Below are 14752 nucleotides of genomic sequence, written 5' to 3' on the forward strand. Positions count from 1 at the left end.
TAGAGCATAGGGGAAGCACCGCTGCAATCATGTGGCGCTAGGTTTCCTGACAGTTGACAAGGCCACGACTAAAGGATGAAAATACAATCACGAATGAGTTTTAGTCGCAAATAAGACTCCTCTTATTTACTTCGTTTCCCACTTGGAATCACCTTTATAATGCCCGCCTCTTCGCCGCTTATTGCGCCGCTGGCATCCAGCTATCGGCGCTTTATTGTTACTCGTTTGCTGATGGTCGCAGGGTTAGCTATCGCTTTGGTCATCTCCCTGCTGGCTGATATTGCCAGTGGCCCCGCACACATCTCGGTGGCTGATTTAATCGCGCTACTGTTTGATGCCCATGCTCAAGGCCCGATTCAGCAGGCCATTGTCTGGGAGATCCGCATGCCTGCGGCGCTAATGGCGGTACTGGTAGGCGCCACCCTGGGCCTGGCCGGTGCGGAAATGCAAACGGTACTCAATAACCCCCTGGCCAGCCCATTTACCCTGGGCGTTGGCGCAGCGGCCACCCTCGGCGCATCGCTGGTGATTGTCTTCAACTTTTCTCTGCTTGGCTTGAGTGCCCACTACGCCACCGCCCTGATGGCGTTTGTGTTTGCGGCGGCTTCGATTTTGACCATCAATGCGCTGTCGCGCCTCTACGGTGCCAGCCGTGAAATCATCGTGCTGTTTGGTATTGCGCTGGTCTTTGTACTGAACGCACTGGTCGCGCTTTTGCAGCTCATCGCCAGTCCCGATGCGTTACAGCAGTTAGTTTTCTGGACGATGGGCAGCCTATCCCGTGCTTCTTGGGAGACGGTGACCATCGTGGCAGCCGTGCTGGCTGTTTGCCTGCCCTTCTCGCTGCGCAGCGCCTGGGCGATGACAGCATTGCGCTCAGGTGATGAACACGCGCGCAGCTTCGGCATTGCGGTTGAACGCCTGCGGCTTATCTCGCTACTGCGGGTGAGTTTACTTGCCGCTGCGGCGGTCGCGTTTGTGGGCACTATCGGCTTTATCGGGTTGGTGGGGCCGCATATGGCCCGGCTGGCGCTGGGTGAAGATCATCGCTTCTACCTACCGGGCAGCGCGCTGGCGGGAGCGCTGGTGCTTTCGCTTGCCTCTATCGCCAGTAAAACCCTGGTCGATGGGTTGATACTGCCCGTGGGTTTGGTGACCTCGCTGGTGGGAATCCCCTTCTTTATGGCGTTGATTATGATGCAGGGGCGTGCGCGATGAAGTCAGGTTTTACACTCAGTAACTTCACGACCGGCTATCGCAAACGGCGCGTATTCGACCAGCTCAGCTTGCCCACACTGCCACCCGGTTCGCTGGTCGCGGTGCTGGGGCCCAACGCGGTAGGTAAATCAACCCTGTTAAAGGCCACCGCGGGCTTACAACCGGCCAGCGGGCGAATGCAGCTCAACGACATCGACCTCGCCAGCCTCAGCGGCGCAGCGCGAATGCGCCATGTGGGCTATTTACCGCAAACGCTCCCTCAGGCCACCACATTAGTCGCTTATGAAGCGGTACTAAGCGCCTGCCGTGCGGTGCGCCCCGACCTAAGTCGTACAGAAATAGAAGCGTTAATCGAACGTGTTTTCGATGCGCTGGCCATTCGGCCGCTAGCCCTGCGCCCGCTAAGCGAACTCTCCGGTGGTCAGCGCCAGATGGTCGGCCTGGCCCAGGCGATTGCCCGTCAGCCAGCGCTGCTACTGCTGGATGAGCCCACCAGTGCGCTGGATTTGCGTTGGCAGCTGGCACTGATCGATACCGTGCGCACAGTGATTGCGCAACGTCAGGCGGTCTGCCTGATGGCTATCCACGATATCAATCTGGCTCTGCGCTTCTGCGATCAGGTGTTGCTGTTTGGCAACGGCGGTCTGCTGGCTGCCGGCGACCCTCACACGGTAATTACCCCCGACGTACTGCACGCCGCCTATGGGGTCGAGTCGCGGGTCGAGCGATGCTCGCTGGGGCGGCCGATAGTGCTAAGCGATCGCGTCAGCGAACATTCTACGAATTCTATCTAGGATAACCCAATGCGCCGCCTGGCTATCAACCTGCTGTGCTGGATCAGTCTGTTAAGCGCTACCGCTTGCTGGGCAACCGATCCACAGGCGGGCTTTCCCAAACAACTTACCGACCTCGCCGGGCGCCAGGTGACGCTTTCAGCGCCGCCATCACGCCTGTTCCTTACCCAGCCGCGCCAGTTCTACGCACTGGCCAGCCTGCTGGATAACCCCACAGAGCACTTGGCGGGCTGGGCTTATCCATTGGCCATGTTCGATCCCGCCATGGCCCAGCACTTTTCTAGCCAGTGGCCTGCGCTTGCCCAACTGCCCACGCTTTCACACGCGCCAACCCCCCAGCTCGATAGCGAAGCGCTACTGATCCTGGCGCCGGATCTGGTGCTGTTTGATCTCTCACGTGCCAGCAGTGTTGAAGGCTCCCCGCTGGCGCAACTACTCGACGAGTTGGGCATTGCCTACCTGTTTATCGACTTTAACCGTCACCCGTTGGAAAACACGCCCAAAAGCCTAACTCTTTTAGGCGAGGCATTAAACGCGACGCCACGGGCCAACCGTATGACGTCCCTGATTGAACAGCGTTTGGCGCGTATCGACCAGGGTTTGGCAGCGCTGAAGCTGGCAGAGAATCCCACTGAACCGCCCAGGGTACTGATCAATATTGCCCCTGGGGTGAAAGTTGACTGTTGCCGCACCAATTTAAGCAACGGGCTGGCCGACCTGGTCGCACGGGCAGGCGGCGAGAATATCGCCGATGCGTTAACCCCCGGCGCTTCAGCAACGCTAAGCAACGAGTGGGTGCTGAGCCATCCACCCGAGGTCATTATCAATACTGCGGGGCAATGGAGAGCCGGTGATGGCTTACGCGCCGGACTGGGTATTAGCGCCGACGACATTAACCAGGATTTACATCTCCTCAGCCAAACACTCCCCGGCTGGACGCATCTTAATGCCGTTCAGAATGAACAGTTTTATGCCCTTTGGCACGGTTTCCACCAAGGCCCCTTCGCCATCGTGGCACTGGAGCGTATTGCCCAGTGGCTGCACCCCGCGCTGTTTAGCGATCTCGACCCGACCGCCACTTTCGACACCCTGCTACCCACCGCGCCAGCGCTCAGCCGCGAGGGGCATTTCTGGGGCGCACTCAACGCTCAATAACGCTTGCTCACTCAACCCACTGACAACAAAAGGATCGAACCACCCATGTTCCGCTCTCGAAACATTGCGCTGTTTTCGCCGCTGCTGCTTCTGAATCCACTGCCCTATGCCTATGCTCAACAAACCAATGAGACCGCATCAGAAACAGTCTCAGAAACATTAATCGTCACCTCGGATCGCCTTACCAATGTGGCGCCGCAGAGCTATCGCGCCCAACACTCTAGCCTGGCCAGCAAACAGCCGGTGTCGTTTTTAGAAGAAGCCCGTACGGTGGAAGTCGTCACCGCCCAGGTGATGACCGACCATAATATCGACAGCTTGGATGAGGCGATGGCGATGGTCGCAGGGGTCACCGAAGGCAACAATATGGGCGGTACCGAAGACGGCTATATCAAACGCGGTTTCGGCAGTAACAGCGATGGCTCGATTCTGATCGATGGCATCCGCCAGCCCCGGGGCACCTTCTCCATGGCGACGGTGGATCATGTCGAAGTACTCAAGGGCCCGGCATCGCTCTTCCAAGGCCAGCAGGATCCTGGCGGGGTGATTAACCTAGTCACCAAACGTCCTGAGTATGAGTGGCAGCGCGAAATCAGCGCCGAAGCGACCTCCTTGGGTGGCGGCAACGCCAGCGTCGATGTCACAGGCCCGCTTGCCGATACCGGGCTTGCCTTCCGCTTTATCGTCCACCATGAAGATGAAGACTCCTTTCGAGCCTTCGGTAACAATCGACGCACTATCGTTGCCCCCTCGCTACGCTGGGAAGGCAGCGACAGTCGCGCGCAGATCTCCTATGAGTATCGCGACTACGACCTGGATCTGGATCGCGGCACGGTGATTGTCGACGGTGAGCCCGCCAAGGTGCCCGATGAGCGCCGCTTCGATGAACCCTGGTCGCGGGTATTTGGTCACGACGAAGCGGTCACCGCTTGGTGGGAGCAGGATATCAACAACGACTGGTCAACAAGATTGACCTACGGCTGGAACCGCCGCCAGTACAGCGATGGCCAACCGCGGGTGCTGCGTGTGAATGAAGATACCGGCGCACTAACCCGCCGTGCCGACGCCAACTACGGCTTTGACCGCCGTGTACAGTACACCGCCTGGGATACCACCGGTACCGCCACTCTGGCCAGCATGCGTCACGACATCACCGTGGGAATTGATCACGAACGCCGCCGGGACTATCTGGCTGAGGTGTATCGCGGCACGGCGGTGACCGACCAAAATATATATGACATAAGTTACGGTGGCCTGAATCTGAATAGCGACAGCCTTAACAACTCGCTTAGCCAGCGCTTAGATGAAATCAATACCACCGGCGTCTACTTGAATGACCGCTGGCACTTCAACGACCGCTGGACGCTGGGGCTAGGCGGGCGCTATACCCACTATGAGCAGTTTGGTGGCCGTGGCCGACCCTTCGTGACCGCCACCGATATCAGCGACGATATTTTCCTGCCGTCGGTCAGCCTGCTGCATCGCCTGACGCCGGATACGTCGGTTTATGCTAGCTACAGCGAGGCTTTTGTGCCCAATGGCGCCGACAGCGATACCGGCAAGACGCTGGATCCCGAGCACAGTATGGGTAGCGAAATTGGCGTCAAGCACCTGTGGAATGACCAGTTTTCGTTAGCCGCTGCGCTATTTGATATCCGCAAAGAGAATGTCGCTGTTTCCGACAACGGCGTCACCCGCACAGTAGGCGAAGCGGGCTCAAAGGGTGTGGAGCTAACGGTTTCCGGGCAGTTGACCGATCAGCTTTCGCTACTAGGTGCTTACGCCTACACCGACACCGAAGTGCTCAAAGATACCGAAGGCACCCAAGGCAACCGGCTAACCAACGCCGCACGGCATACCGCCAGTCTCTACTTGGCTCATGACCTAAATACCGGCCCGGAACTGGGTAACTGGCGCCTGGGCGGTGGAGTACGCTACGTGGGCGAGCGCGAAGGCGACGCGGACAATAGTTTCCAGCTGGATGCCTATACTGTCGCTGATGCCTTTGTCGGTTGGGATACCCCTTGGCTGGGCGACAACCTGCACCTGCAGCTCAACGCCAAGAACCTGTTTGATACCACTTACTACCCCTCCAGCGGCGGCAGCACGCGGGTAGTGGTCGGCGACCCACTGGAAGTTAGCCTTCAGGCGTTGGTGAGGTTTTAAACAGCTCATCCCCCTTATAAGCCTCGACCAGATGCGACTGCTGCCATAGCCGGGCCACCAACTCTTGAATAAAGCTGCGCACAATAAGCGAGGGCCGCCGACCAGCCCGGGTGACGACACAAAACGGCGAAGCGATCTCAACCTGATCCGGTAGCAACGCTTTAAGTTCGCCCCGCTCAACCCAGTGGCTGGCGTAATAGTGGGGCAAATTGCCAATAAAGTGGCCGCTTAAAATCAGTAGCGCCTGGGCTTCCATATTGGAGGCATGAGCCCCCACCTGGGCATTGGGGAAGCTTTTAAGCTCTTGCAGGTTGGCATAGGGGCGTACCACAAAGGGGTGTTTGATAACTTCCTCAACCGTTAATTGAGCACTGTCGCGAGCAAACAGTGGATGCCGTTTTGCACAATAAATACCGTGCACCTCCGTGTAGACCTGGCGGTGCTGCAAGCCTTCCATTTGCGCCGTTTCCGGCAGTATACCGAGCTGTACGGCGCCGTTTGCGATCTCGCCGATCAAGCGATCAGGGCTGCCCACAGTAATATTGAGGCGCGCCTTGGGGTTCTTTCGCAGGAACTCACCAATCACGCTCTGCAGATCAAGATCGACATCCATAATGGTGTTGTCGACTACGCCCAAGCGCAGCGTGCCGTAAACGGAGCTGCGTAACTCGCTCATCTCGCTGTCGAAATCGTCTACCGAAGAGAGCAGCTGTTTAGCGCGTTCATACACAATGGTGCCCCGCTCGGTTAGCTCAAACCCCTGCCGCCCCCGATGGCAAACGGTGAACCCTACCCGCTCCTCAAGGGCACGAATATGAAAACTGATGGCGGACTGGCTCATATGCAGCGCCGTTTGCGCACCGGCAAAACCACGATGCTCGGTTACCGCAAGGAATACAGAGAGGCTTTTCAGATCAGCAGCGGAGAGTTTCATTAGCGTGCCCTACGTTAGTGCAATTCACATCAATAAAACGGGTATGAACATCGAAAGATAACAGTTTTATTGTTGCATAACGCCTGCTTAACTCAAGGGGTTCTTGTTCAACAGGCCTTCGCCTTTGTTTCGAGTATCACTACCCCGAGGAGCATCCCCATGCAACGCATCCCCACTATCACCGCTGGCCTCCTACTTGGCGTTAGCTTCGCCACTACCGCTCACAGCGATTTGCTTGAAGACATTCGCACTGATGCCACCTTTACTGTTGGCACAGAAGCGCGTTTCGCCCCGTTTGAATATATCGAGGATGGCGAAATTGTTGGCTACTCCGCCGACATCATGGAACACATCATGCCCGAGCTTGAGGGCGTCGAACTGATCCGCATGGATCTACCTTGGCAAGGCATTCTGCCGGGGCTGGAGCGCGAGCGCTTTGACTACGTGATTACCTCTGTCACCGCCACCCCAGAGCGCATGGAGCGTTATCACTTAAGCGCCCCCATTGCCGATGCCACCATGGCCATTCTAAAACGCGCTGGCGAAGAAGATATCAACTCACCTGAAGATATCGCCGGCAAAGTAGCCGCCGCTCAAGCAGGCTCCGCGCAGTTAGAAGCGCTGGAAGCATTGGCCGCAGAGCTAGAGGAAGCGGGTACTCCCGTTGAAGATATTCGCACCTACACAGGCGTTGATGAGGCCTATGCCGAGCTAGGGACGGGCCGTGTCGATGTGGTGGTCAATAGTCTCCCTAACCTGCTCGAAGCCGAGCGTACCCGTCCGGATGTGTTTGAAGTGGTCGGCACTTTCGGCGACCCGGTTTACTTCTCCTGGGCCGGACGCGATGACGAAGAGAGCGCTTCCCTTAACACCTTTATGGACGAGCAGATTCAACGCCTCAATGAAGACGGCACCTTAACTGAGCTACAGGAAAAATGGTTTGGCGGCCCGATGGAGCTACCGTTAGAACTGCCTGCAGCCGAGTAAATCGGTACGACGTTCGTTAAGCCGATTCACTTCTCCCGACGGGTGCACCATGTTTGAGATTTTACTCAACCACTACCCTGTGCTGCTCAAAGGCTTGACCACCACCTTGGTGGTCTCGCTTTCCGCTATCGCATTGGGCCTGGTGTTAGGTGTTTTGCTGGCCTTTGGTTTGACCAGCCGGTATCACCTAGTGCGCTGGCCCTGCGGGCTTTACCGCAGCTTTTGGCGTGGCACCCCCATTTTGCTGCAACTGCTGTTGGTCTATTACCTACTGCCCGAAATCGGCATTGAGATAGCGCCTATCTCAGCTGCCATTTTGACCCTAACGCTGAATACAACGGCCTTCCAAGCGGAAATCTTCCGCAGTGGTATCAGCCATATTCCCGCTGGGCAAATAGAAGCGGCGCGCATGGCGGGCATCTCCGCTTGGCAAACCCGCAGGCGCATCATCATGCCTCAGGTATTTCGTTTGACGTTGCCACCACTGACCAACGAGATCATCACGATTCTCAAGAATTCATCGCTGATCTCAGTGATTGCCGTCACCGAGCTAATGCGCGTTAGCGAACAAATCGCTTCACGTACTTTTCAGCCGCTGGAAACCTACCTGGCCGCTGCCGTGCTGTATCTCGCCGTCAATCTTGTGCTGGCACGCATCAGCGCTTACTTGGAACGCCGCATGGCCGGCGGCTTAGCCACCGAATAGGGGAGTGTCAGCTATGTTAGATATTGCCCTGATATGGGAAATGCGTGACCTGATTCTGCAAGGGTTGTGGAACACGCTGTGGATCTGCTTATTAGGCTGCTTACTGGCACTTTCATTAGGACTCGTACTGGCAGCGCTGCGTCTGGCCAACCCACGCCTGTTCAGCTATCCGGTGGCCTGTTATGTGGAAATTTGCCGCGGCATACCACTGCTGATTCTGCTGTTTTTGCTCTATTACGGCGGCCCCAGCATTGGCTTGACGTTAAGCGCCAGCGTCGCTGGCGTGGTGGGAATCGGTCTCTACGGTGCCGGCTATTTTGCGGAAATTTATCGGGGCGGTTTCAAATCAATCCCTAAAGGCCAATTGGAAGCGGCGCGAATGCTCGGCATTTCCCCCTGGCACGCACTCGTCCGTATACAGATTCCACAAATGGCGCGTTTGATCGTACCGCCAAGCACCAATCAACTGATCATTTTAGTGAAAGAGTCCGCGCTGATCTCGATTATCTCGGTGGATGACCTGACCAAAAACGCCACCACCATCGTTAATCAGACGTTTCAGGTCATTGAGCCCTACCTGGCGGTGGCGTTGCTCTACTGGCTGATGATTGAACTGGTGGCACGGGGTGGCTATGCGCTGGAAAAACGCTTGGCAAATCGTCAACCGCGCCATATCGCTCAAAAGGATAACGCCCATGCCAACGGCTGACACACTCGCGCCGCCTGCGCCTACTCAACAAAGAGCCATTGTTGAGGCACACGGTATCAGTAAGCAGTTTGGCGATCTGGAAGTGCTGACCAACATCGACTTCAGCCTCGCCCCTTCCGAGGTGGTTTGTGTAATTGGCCCCTCCGGTTCAGGTAAATCCACCCTGCTGCGCTGTCTGGCGTTTTTGGAGCCCTACGATCACGGTAGCGTCTATATCGACGGTCAATTATTGGGCTATGAAGACCGCAGTGGTCAACGTGTGCGCACCAGCGAAAAGCGCGTGGATGAAGTGCGCGCGCCAGTGGGCATGGTGTTCCAGCATTTTCACCTATGGCCCCATCGCACGGCACTGGAGAACGTGACCGAAGCCCTGCGTCTGGTCAACGGCCTTTCCCGGCGGCAAGCCGACACGGAAGGCATCGCGATGCTCGAACAAGTTGGCCTTGCCGACCGTGCGGGTCACTTTCCAGAGAGCCTTTCCGGTGGCCAGAAACAGCGAGTGGCGATTGCTAGGGCACTCGCCATGAAGCCCCGGGTGATGTTCTTCGATGAGCCTACCTCGGCGCTTGACCCGGAACTGGTCGGCGAAGTGTTGGATGTCATGAAGAAGCTGGCCGCAGACGGCATGACCATGGTGATCGTCACTCACGAAATGGGATTTGCCGCCAAGGTCGCCGACCGGGTGATTTTTATGGATCAAGGCCGCGTGGTAGAGAGCGGCCCGCCCGCGACCCTGTTCCGCCAGCCAAAAAGCGAACGCCTTCAACAGTTTCTTAACACTTGGCGCGAGCGCCATATCGACTGATTCAGTCACCTCAACACGATTAAAACACCTGGAGCATCCCATGAGTTCTGATACACGCTTTGATCACGCCCGCATTGAGCAACTGCCGCGCAGCAACAGCGAACCTTGCGGCCATAATCACAGCTTGGAAAACCCTATCTCCCCCGACGGCACGCCGGTGCTGGGCGAGCGCTACGAAGTTGCCGCTCGTGGCGGGCGGGCGGTGCGTCTGAAAGCCGGGCAAACCATCCGTATTATTAATACTCATGGCACTCAAGTGTGCGACACCTGGGCGTTTAGCACTGACAACATCAACGAGTTCATGTCTTGGGAACACGGGCGCGCCTGGTTGAGCGCGCTGATTCCCCAGGTAGGCGATCCGCTAATCAGTAACCGCCGCCGCCCGATCATGACCCTCACCGCTGATACCTCGCCGGGTATTCACGACACGTTAATGGCCGCCTGCGACCTGTTCCGTTACATGACGCTGGGTGTCGAGGGCTACCACGACAGCTGCGCCGACAACCTGCGTTTAGCCATGAAGGCGATAGGCGTTGTCACTCCTGAGGTGCCCCAGCCGCTCAATCTATGGATGAACATTCCCGTTAATGACCAGATGAAAGTCGACTGGTGCCCGCCTGTGTCCAAACCCGGTGACTATGTGGAGCTACGCGCTGAGATGGACTGTATTGTCGTGATGTCCGCCTGCCCGCAAGACATTATTCCCATCAACGGTGCAGACTGCGTGCCTGTCGAGGTACATTTTGAAGTCTACGAATAAAATCCCCTAGGGAGAGCCTGATGGAAAGCCACCTTCATTATCCAACCGACAAGCCCGTCATTGATTTAGCGGCGATAGTAGCAGCGGTAAACCCGGAACGACTCGCCAACGACTTAGCCACGGTGGCGAAGATGGGTGGTCGTTCAGATGGCGGCGTGGCACGTCTGGCGCTTGATGACAACGACACCCGCGCCCGGCTTTGGCTGATTGAGCAGGCCAGCGCCCTGGGTGCCAAGGCAAGCGTCGACGCTATCGGCAACGTGTTTCTTGATGTGCCCGGCAGTGACCCCGCGCTTGAGCCTGTCGTCACGGGCAGTCATTTGGATAGCCAGCCAGCAGGTGGCAAGTATGATGGTGCGCTGGGCGTGCTGGCAGGGCTTGAAGCACTACGCGCACTTAAGCAGGCGGGCTTTACACCGCGCCGCCCTCTATCGCTGGTGAGTTGGACCAATGAAGAGGGGGCGCGCTTCTCACCTGGCACTTCTGGCTCAGCGGTCTTTTGCGGTGCGCGCAGCCTGGATGAAACGCGCTTAGTTGAAGACAGCGACGGCGTCAGCCTGGGGAGTGCCTTGGATACTTGCTTGGCCGAACTGGACGCTGCAGGCGTTCCCCGCCGCCCATTGGCAACTCCGATGCACGCCTTTCTTGAGCTGCATATTGAGCAAGGCCCTATCCTGGAGCGTGAAGGCGCTGCAGTAGGTGTGGTGGAAGGGATTCAGGGCGTTAGCTGGTTTGAAGTCACCGTCATTGGGAGCGCCAACCACGCGGGCACCACCCCACGTGCCATGCGCCGCGATGCGTTAGAAGGCGCCTGTGCGCTGGCAACCGCGCTGCGGGAGGCCGCCCGGGATAGCGAAGACCGCGTGCGTTTTACCATTGGCAAGTTTGCCGTCAGCCCTGGCTCGGTGAACACCATTCCCGACCAAGTCACCTTCACTATTGATTTACGCCACCCGGAAGCCGCGACGCTAAAAGCGCTGGAAGCCGAATTCAATGAGCTCGCCCAGCAGACCTGGGCAGGCTGCAAAGCAACACTGACATCGCTATCGCGCGTTGAGCCAGTGGCGTTTCCCGCCACCCTCACCGCCCTACTTGATGACACCGCCCATGTGCTGGGGATTACGGCACCGCGATTAGTATCGGGTGCCTTTCACGATTCGATTCACCTCGCCAACCACTGCCCAACGGCGATGCTGTTTGTGCCCTGCCGCGATGGCCTTAGCCACCACCCCGATGAGCATACTGAACTCGATGATGCCGTCGCAGGCACTCAGCTACTGGCCGCCAGCTTGGCGAGCCTAACCCGATAAGGAGAGCAAAATGGCCAACGGAACCGACGGTACTCGCCGCAACGCCGCCACCGGCGAAAGCTACCTACCACGCCAAGAGCCACGCTATCGCGAAATAGCCAGCTTTTTACGCGCACCGTTAGCCGACACATTGGATGAACTTGATATTGCCCTGGTCGGCATTCCGTTCGATGGCGGCGTGAGCAATCGCCCCGGCACCCGCCACGGCCCGCGGGAGATTCGCAACCAGTCGAGCATGATGCGCAGCCTACACCATGTCACCCGGCTGGATCCCTTTGCCACGGCACGTATTGCCGATATTGGCGACGTTCAATTTTCGTCGATCTACGACCTTGAGCAGGTCTCTAATGATATTGCCGCTTATTACTCAGCTATTCGCCGAGCAGGGGTTATCCCGCTCAGCGCCGGTGGCGACCATTCGATTACCTATCCCATCCTGCGTGGTTTAGCGGCCGATGGCCCGGTGGGATTGATCCATATCGATGCTCATACCGACACCTGGGACGAGTTTCAGGGCTCAAAATTTCACCACGGCGGCCCCTTCCGGCTCGCCTGTGAACATGGCCTGATTGATCCCAAACGCACGGTACAAATTGGCATTCGCGGCACCCAGAACACCACCCAAGGTTGGGATTACTCCGCGGCAAGCGGCATGCGGGTGATGTTTATGGAGGAAGTGGATGCGCTGGGGATTGAAGCGACGGTCGCCGAAGCACGCCGTGTGGTCGGCAGCGGCCCGGTATATCTATCCTTCGATATCGATAGCATCGACCCTGCCTTCGCCCCAGGCACTGGCACCCCGGAGGTCGGCGGCCTCACCAGCCTGCAAGCACTACAGCTAGTGCGCGGCTTTCGCGGCCTACCGCTTATCGGTGCCGATGTCGTGGAAGTCTCTCCACCCTTCGACCCCAGCGGTAACACCGCCCTGTTGGGTGCCACCATTATGTATGAGCTTTTGTGTTTGATTGCTGAGCAGGTAGGCTCAAAGGAGGGCTAAGCCGTCAGCCCAATCCCTCGCAAGATCACCGAGGTCACCGACTGAACGGCTTTTTCGAACTGTAGATCGTCCAGCGGCTGGTTATCGTTGAGCAGGTAGATTTGGTAGTCGAAATCAGCGTAGTGCTGGGTGGAGGCCCAGATCATATAGAGCAGGTAGGAAGGCTCGACGGGGGTGATCTGGCCTGATTCTACCCATTCGCGGATTTTCGACTCTTTCAGCTTGGCCCATTCGTAAAGATTGTCGCGAAGGCGCTCCTTAAGCATCGGGGCGCCCTGCATCACTTCGGCCGCCCATACTTTTGAGCCGTGGGCGCGGTTGCGGGAGTGGGTCATCTTGGCGCGAATATAGGTGGAAAGCACGACGCGAGGATCATCGTAAAGCTCAAAGCACAGCGCATCCTGTTTCCATACTTCGAGAAGCTCTAACAGTACATCTTGATACAGCGCTTTTTTGGTCGAGAAGTAGTAGTGCACATTGGATTTGGGGATCTCTGCCAGTTGGGCGATTTCACCCATTGAGGCACCTGCATAGCCTTTTTCGGCAAACAGCTGCTCTGCCGCTTGGAGAATCTTTTTTACGTTGGTTTGCCGAATTTCGTCCTGGGTTCTCGCCACGCTGTCCTCGTCCCTATACGTCTGAAGTACGCACCAAAAAAAGCACCATCGCAGGGCGACGGTGCTGAGAAGATGTCCTAGTTACCCTAAGACGTCAACTTTGATTGTTGGGGAACGAGAACTCTGCCCGGGTCGCTTCGCTAACCGATGGCCAGCGCTGGGAAACCGCTTTACGGCGGGTATAGAAGCGCACCGAGTCCGGCCCGTAGGCGTGAAGGTCACCAAACAGAGAACGTTTCCAGCCACCAAAGCTGTGATAAGCCACGGGCACGGGCAGCGGTACATTCACCCCCACCATGCCAACCTCAATAGCGTCGGTAAAACGGCGGGCGGCCTCGCCATCGCGAGTGAATAGGCAGGTGCCATTGCCATATTCATGATCGTTAATTAGCTGCATGGCGTCGTCCAAACTGCCGACCCGCACGATGCAAAGCACTGGCCCGAAGATCTCTTCCTGGTAAATACGCATCTCAGCGGTAACGTTATCGAACAAACAGCCACCAACAAAATAGCCCTCTTCATGCCCCGCCACTTTAAGGCCACGGCCATCGGCCACCAGCGTTGCACCGGCGTTAACGCCATCTTCGATGAACCCCAGCACTTTATCGCGGTGCTCTGCCGTTACCAGCGGACCCATATCCAGGCCTTTGTCAGTGCCAGGGCCCACTTTCAACTGAGCGATTTTGGGCAGCATGGTTTCGACTAAGCGATCGGCCGTTTCATCGCCAACACATACCGCTACCGAAATCGCCATGCAGCGTTCACCGCAGCTGCCAAACGCCGCGCCCATTAGCGTGTTGGCGGCGTTTTCCAGGTCAGCATCCGGCAGCACCACGGCGTGGTTCTTCGCCCCGCCCAACGCTTGAACGCGCTTACCGGCGGCGGCCCCGCGAGAGTAGATCGCTTCCGCCACGGGCGTTGAGCCGACAAACGAAATGGCTTTAACGGCTTTGGCATCCAGCAGCGTTTCCACCGCTTCGCGACCGCCATGAATGACGTTCATCACGCCCTTAGGCAGCCCCGCTTCTTGAAGCAGTTCGGCCACTGCCATCGAGGCGGATGGGTCTTTCTCAGATGGCTTGAGGATAAAGGTATTACCACAGGCAATCGCCATGGGATACATCCACAGCGGCACCATGGCGGGGAAGTTAAACGGGGTAATGCCCGCGACCACGCCTAAGGGCTGGAAGTTAGACCACGCATCAATGCCCGGCCCTACGTTGTGGGAATACTCGCCTTTGAGCAGTTCCGGTACACCGCAAGCGTACTCGACGTTTTCGATGCCACGCTTGAGTTCGCCCATTGCATCTTCTGGGGTTTTGCCATGCTCTTCGCTGACCAGTTGTACTAAGCGGTCAGCGTGCTCTTCCAGTAACTGCTTAAAACGGTACATCACCTGGGCGCGCTTGGCGGGTGGCGTATCGCGCCAAGCGGGGAAAGCCGCCTGGGCGGCGGCAATGGCGCGCTCTACGTCGGCGGCATCCGCATCAGCAACTTGGCGAATCACTTTGCCTGTGGAGGGGTTGGTGACATCCAGCGTACGCTTACTTTCAACTAACTCGCCGTTAATCAGATGGGAAACAACACTCATATT

14 protein-coding genes are annotated in these 14752 nt (G+C 57.4%); 11 read left to right on the top strand and 3 right to left on the bottom strand.

The annotated features are described in order from the left end of the window. The first annotated feature begins 159 nt into the window (after nucleotides 1-159). Genes HZS80_RS13215 through HZS80_RS13230 form a run of 4 tightly spaced genes read left to right on the top strand, consistent with a single transcriptional unit; the run spans nucleotide 160 to nucleotide 5333 of the window. Entirely contained in the window at nucleotides 160-1218 is a 1059-nt protein-coding gene (locus HZS80_RS13215) for a FecCD family ABC transporter permease (RefSeq protein WP_179916336.1), read from the top strand. Beyond that, the gene (locus HZS80_RS13220; protein WP_179916337.1) at nucleotides 1215-2012 is read left to right on the top strand and encodes an ABC transporter ATP-binding protein; all 798 of its coding nucleotides are present in this window, start codon (nucleotides 1215-1217) and stop codon (nucleotides 2010-2012) included. Before HZS80_RS13215 ends, HZS80_RS13220 begins: the two co-directional genes overlap by 4 nt. Before the next feature lie 9 nt (nucleotides 2013-2021). Next, a complete protein-coding gene (locus HZS80_RS13225; RefSeq protein WP_179916338.1) occupies nucleotides 2022-3167 on the top strand; it encodes an ABC transporter substrate-binding protein in 1146 nt (381 codons plus the stop codon). 45 nt (nucleotides 3168-3212) lie between these two features. Continuing rightward, the gene (locus HZS80_RS13230) at nucleotides 3213-5333 is read left to right on the top strand and encodes a TonB-dependent siderophore receptor (RefSeq protein ID WP_179916339.1); all 2121 of its coding nucleotides are present in this window, start codon (nucleotides 3213-3215) and stop codon (nucleotides 5331-5333) included. On the opposite strand, the gene HZS80_RS13235 is transcribed toward HZS80_RS13230, so the two are convergent. Then, nucleotides 5305-6267: a LysR family transcriptional regulator gene (locus HZS80_RS13235; RefSeq protein WP_179916340.1), complete on the bottom strand. Its 963-nt coding sequence runs from the start codon at nucleotides 6265-6267 to the stop codon at nucleotides 5305-5307. The two genes, HZS80_RS13230 and HZS80_RS13235, sit on opposite strands and share 29 nt — an antisense overlap. 159 nt (nucleotides 6268-6426) lie before the next feature. Here HZS80_RS13235 and HZS80_RS13240 point away from each other — a divergent pair, with 159 nt between their 5' ends. From HZS80_RS13240 to speB, 7 genes are read left to right on the top strand one after another with little or no spacing between them, the layout of a single operon-like run. Next, nucleotides 6427-7254 (top strand): transporter substrate-binding domain-containing protein, encoded by an 828-nt coding sequence (locus HZS80_RS13240; RefSeq protein ID WP_179916341.1) that lies wholly within the window; start codon nucleotides 6427-6429, stop codon nucleotides 7252-7254. A 49-nt stretch (nucleotides 7255-7303) separates the two neighbouring features. After that, nucleotides 7304-7960, top strand: coding sequence for an amino acid ABC transporter permease (locus tag HZS80_RS13245; RefSeq protein ID WP_179916342.1), 657 nt, complete (start codon nucleotides 7304-7306; stop codon nucleotides 7958-7960). A gap of 13 nt (nucleotides 7961-7973) precedes the next feature. Next, nucleotides 7974-8669 carry an amino acid ABC transporter permease gene (locus HZS80_RS13250; protein WP_179916343.1) on the top strand — a complete coding sequence of 232 codons (696 nt, stop codon included), beginning with the start codon at nucleotides 7974-7976 and terminating at the stop codon, nucleotides 8667-8669. Next, the gene (locus tag HZS80_RS13255; RefSeq protein ID WP_218927707.1) at nucleotides 8656-9474 is read left to right on the top strand and encodes an amino acid ABC transporter ATP-binding protein; all 819 of its coding nucleotides are present in this window, start codon (nucleotides 8656-8658) and stop codon (nucleotides 9472-9474) included. The genes HZS80_RS13250 and HZS80_RS13255 overlap by 14 nt, the downstream gene beginning before the upstream one ends. 40 nt (nucleotides 9475-9514) lie before the next feature. Then, complete coding sequence (locus HZS80_RS13260; protein ID WP_045812063.1) at nucleotides 9515-10234, top strand: DUF1989 domain-containing protein; 720 nt, start codon at nucleotides 9515-9517, stop codon at nucleotides 10232-10234. 20 nt (nucleotides 10235-10254) lie between these two features. Beyond that, nucleotides 10255-11544 (top strand): M20 family metallo-hydrolase, encoded by a 1290-nt coding sequence (locus HZS80_RS13265; protein ID WP_179916344.1) that lies wholly within the window; start codon nucleotides 10255-10257, stop codon nucleotides 11542-11544. Nucleotides 11545-11554: 10 nt separating this feature from the next. Beyond that, the gene (gene speB, locus HZS80_RS13270) at nucleotides 11555-12541 is read left to right on the top strand and encodes an agmatinase (RefSeq protein WP_179916345.1); all 987 of its coding nucleotides are present in this window, start codon (nucleotides 11555-11557) and stop codon (nucleotides 12539-12541) included. On the opposite strand, the gene HZS80_RS13275 is transcribed toward speB, so the two are convergent. Both HZS80_RS13275 and HZS80_RS13280 read right to left on the bottom strand, forming a co-directional pair. After that, entirely contained in the window at nucleotides 12538-13158 is a 621-nt protein-coding gene (locus HZS80_RS13275) for a TetR/AcrR family transcriptional regulator (protein ID WP_035561025.1), read from the bottom strand. The genes speB and HZS80_RS13275 overlap by 4 nt on opposite strands. A 94-nt stretch (nucleotides 13159-13252) precedes the next feature. After that, nucleotides 13253-14749, bottom strand: coding sequence for a CoA-acylating methylmalonate-semialdehyde dehydrogenase (locus tag HZS80_RS13280; RefSeq protein WP_179916346.1), 1497 nt, complete (start codon nucleotides 14747-14749; stop codon nucleotides 13253-13255). Nucleotides 14750-14752: the final 3 nt, after the last annotated feature.

Origin of the sequence: Vreelandella glaciei (assembly GCF_013415125.1) — a bacterium.
Lineage (GTDB): Bacteria > Pseudomonadota > Gammaproteobacteria > Pseudomonadales > Halomonadaceae > Vreelandella > Vreelandella glaciei.

Excerpts from the sequence above, each read along its gene's own strand:
- HZS80_RS13215 (WP_179916336.1), top strand. The coding sequence starts at position 160 with ATGCCCGCCTCTTCGCCGCTTATTGCGCCGCTGGCATCCAGCTATCGG.
- HZS80_RS13220 (WP_179916337.1), top strand. The coding sequence starts at position 1,215 with ATGAAGTCAGGTTTTACACTCAGTAACTTCACGACCGGCTATCGCAAA.
- HZS80_RS13225 (WP_179916338.1), top strand. The coding sequence starts at position 2,022 with ATGCGCCGCCTGGCTATCAACCTGCTGTGCTGGATCAGTCTGTTAAGC.
- HZS80_RS13230 (WP_179916339.1), top strand. The coding sequence starts at position 3,213 with ATGTTCCGCTCTCGAAACATTGCGCTGTTTTCGCCGCTGCTGCTTCTG.
- HZS80_RS13235 (WP_179916340.1), bottom strand. The coding sequence starts at position 6,267 with ATGAAACTCTCCGCTGCTGATCTGAAAAGCCTCTCTGTATTCCTTGCG.
- HZS80_RS13240 (WP_179916341.1), top strand. The coding sequence starts at position 6,427 with ATGCAACGCATCCCCACTATCACCGCTGGCCTCCTACTTGGCGTTAGC.
- HZS80_RS13245 (WP_179916342.1), top strand. The coding sequence starts at position 7,304 with ATGTTTGAGATTTTACTCAACCACTACCCTGTGCTGCTCAAAGGCTTG.
- HZS80_RS13250 (WP_179916343.1), top strand. The coding sequence starts at position 7,974 with ATGTTAGATATTGCCCTGATATGGGAAATGCGTGACCTGATTCTGCAA.
- HZS80_RS13255 (WP_218927707.1), top strand. The coding sequence starts at position 8,656 with ATGCCAACGGCTGACACACTCGCGCCGCCTGCGCCTACTCAACAAAGA.
- HZS80_RS13260 (WP_045812063.1), top strand. The coding sequence starts at position 9,515 with ATGAGTTCTGATACACGCTTTGATCACGCCCGCATTGAGCAACTGCCG.
- HZS80_RS13265 (WP_179916344.1), top strand. The coding sequence starts at position 10,255 with ATGGAAAGCCACCTTCATTATCCAACCGACAAGCCCGTCATTGATTTA.
- speB (WP_179916345.1), top strand. The coding sequence starts at position 11,555 with ATGGCCAACGGAACCGACGGTACTCGCCGCAACGCCGCCACCGGCGAA.
- HZS80_RS13280 (WP_179916346.1), bottom strand. The coding sequence starts at position 14,749 with ATGAGTGTTGTTTCCCATCTGATTAACGGCGAGTTAGTTGAAAGTAAG.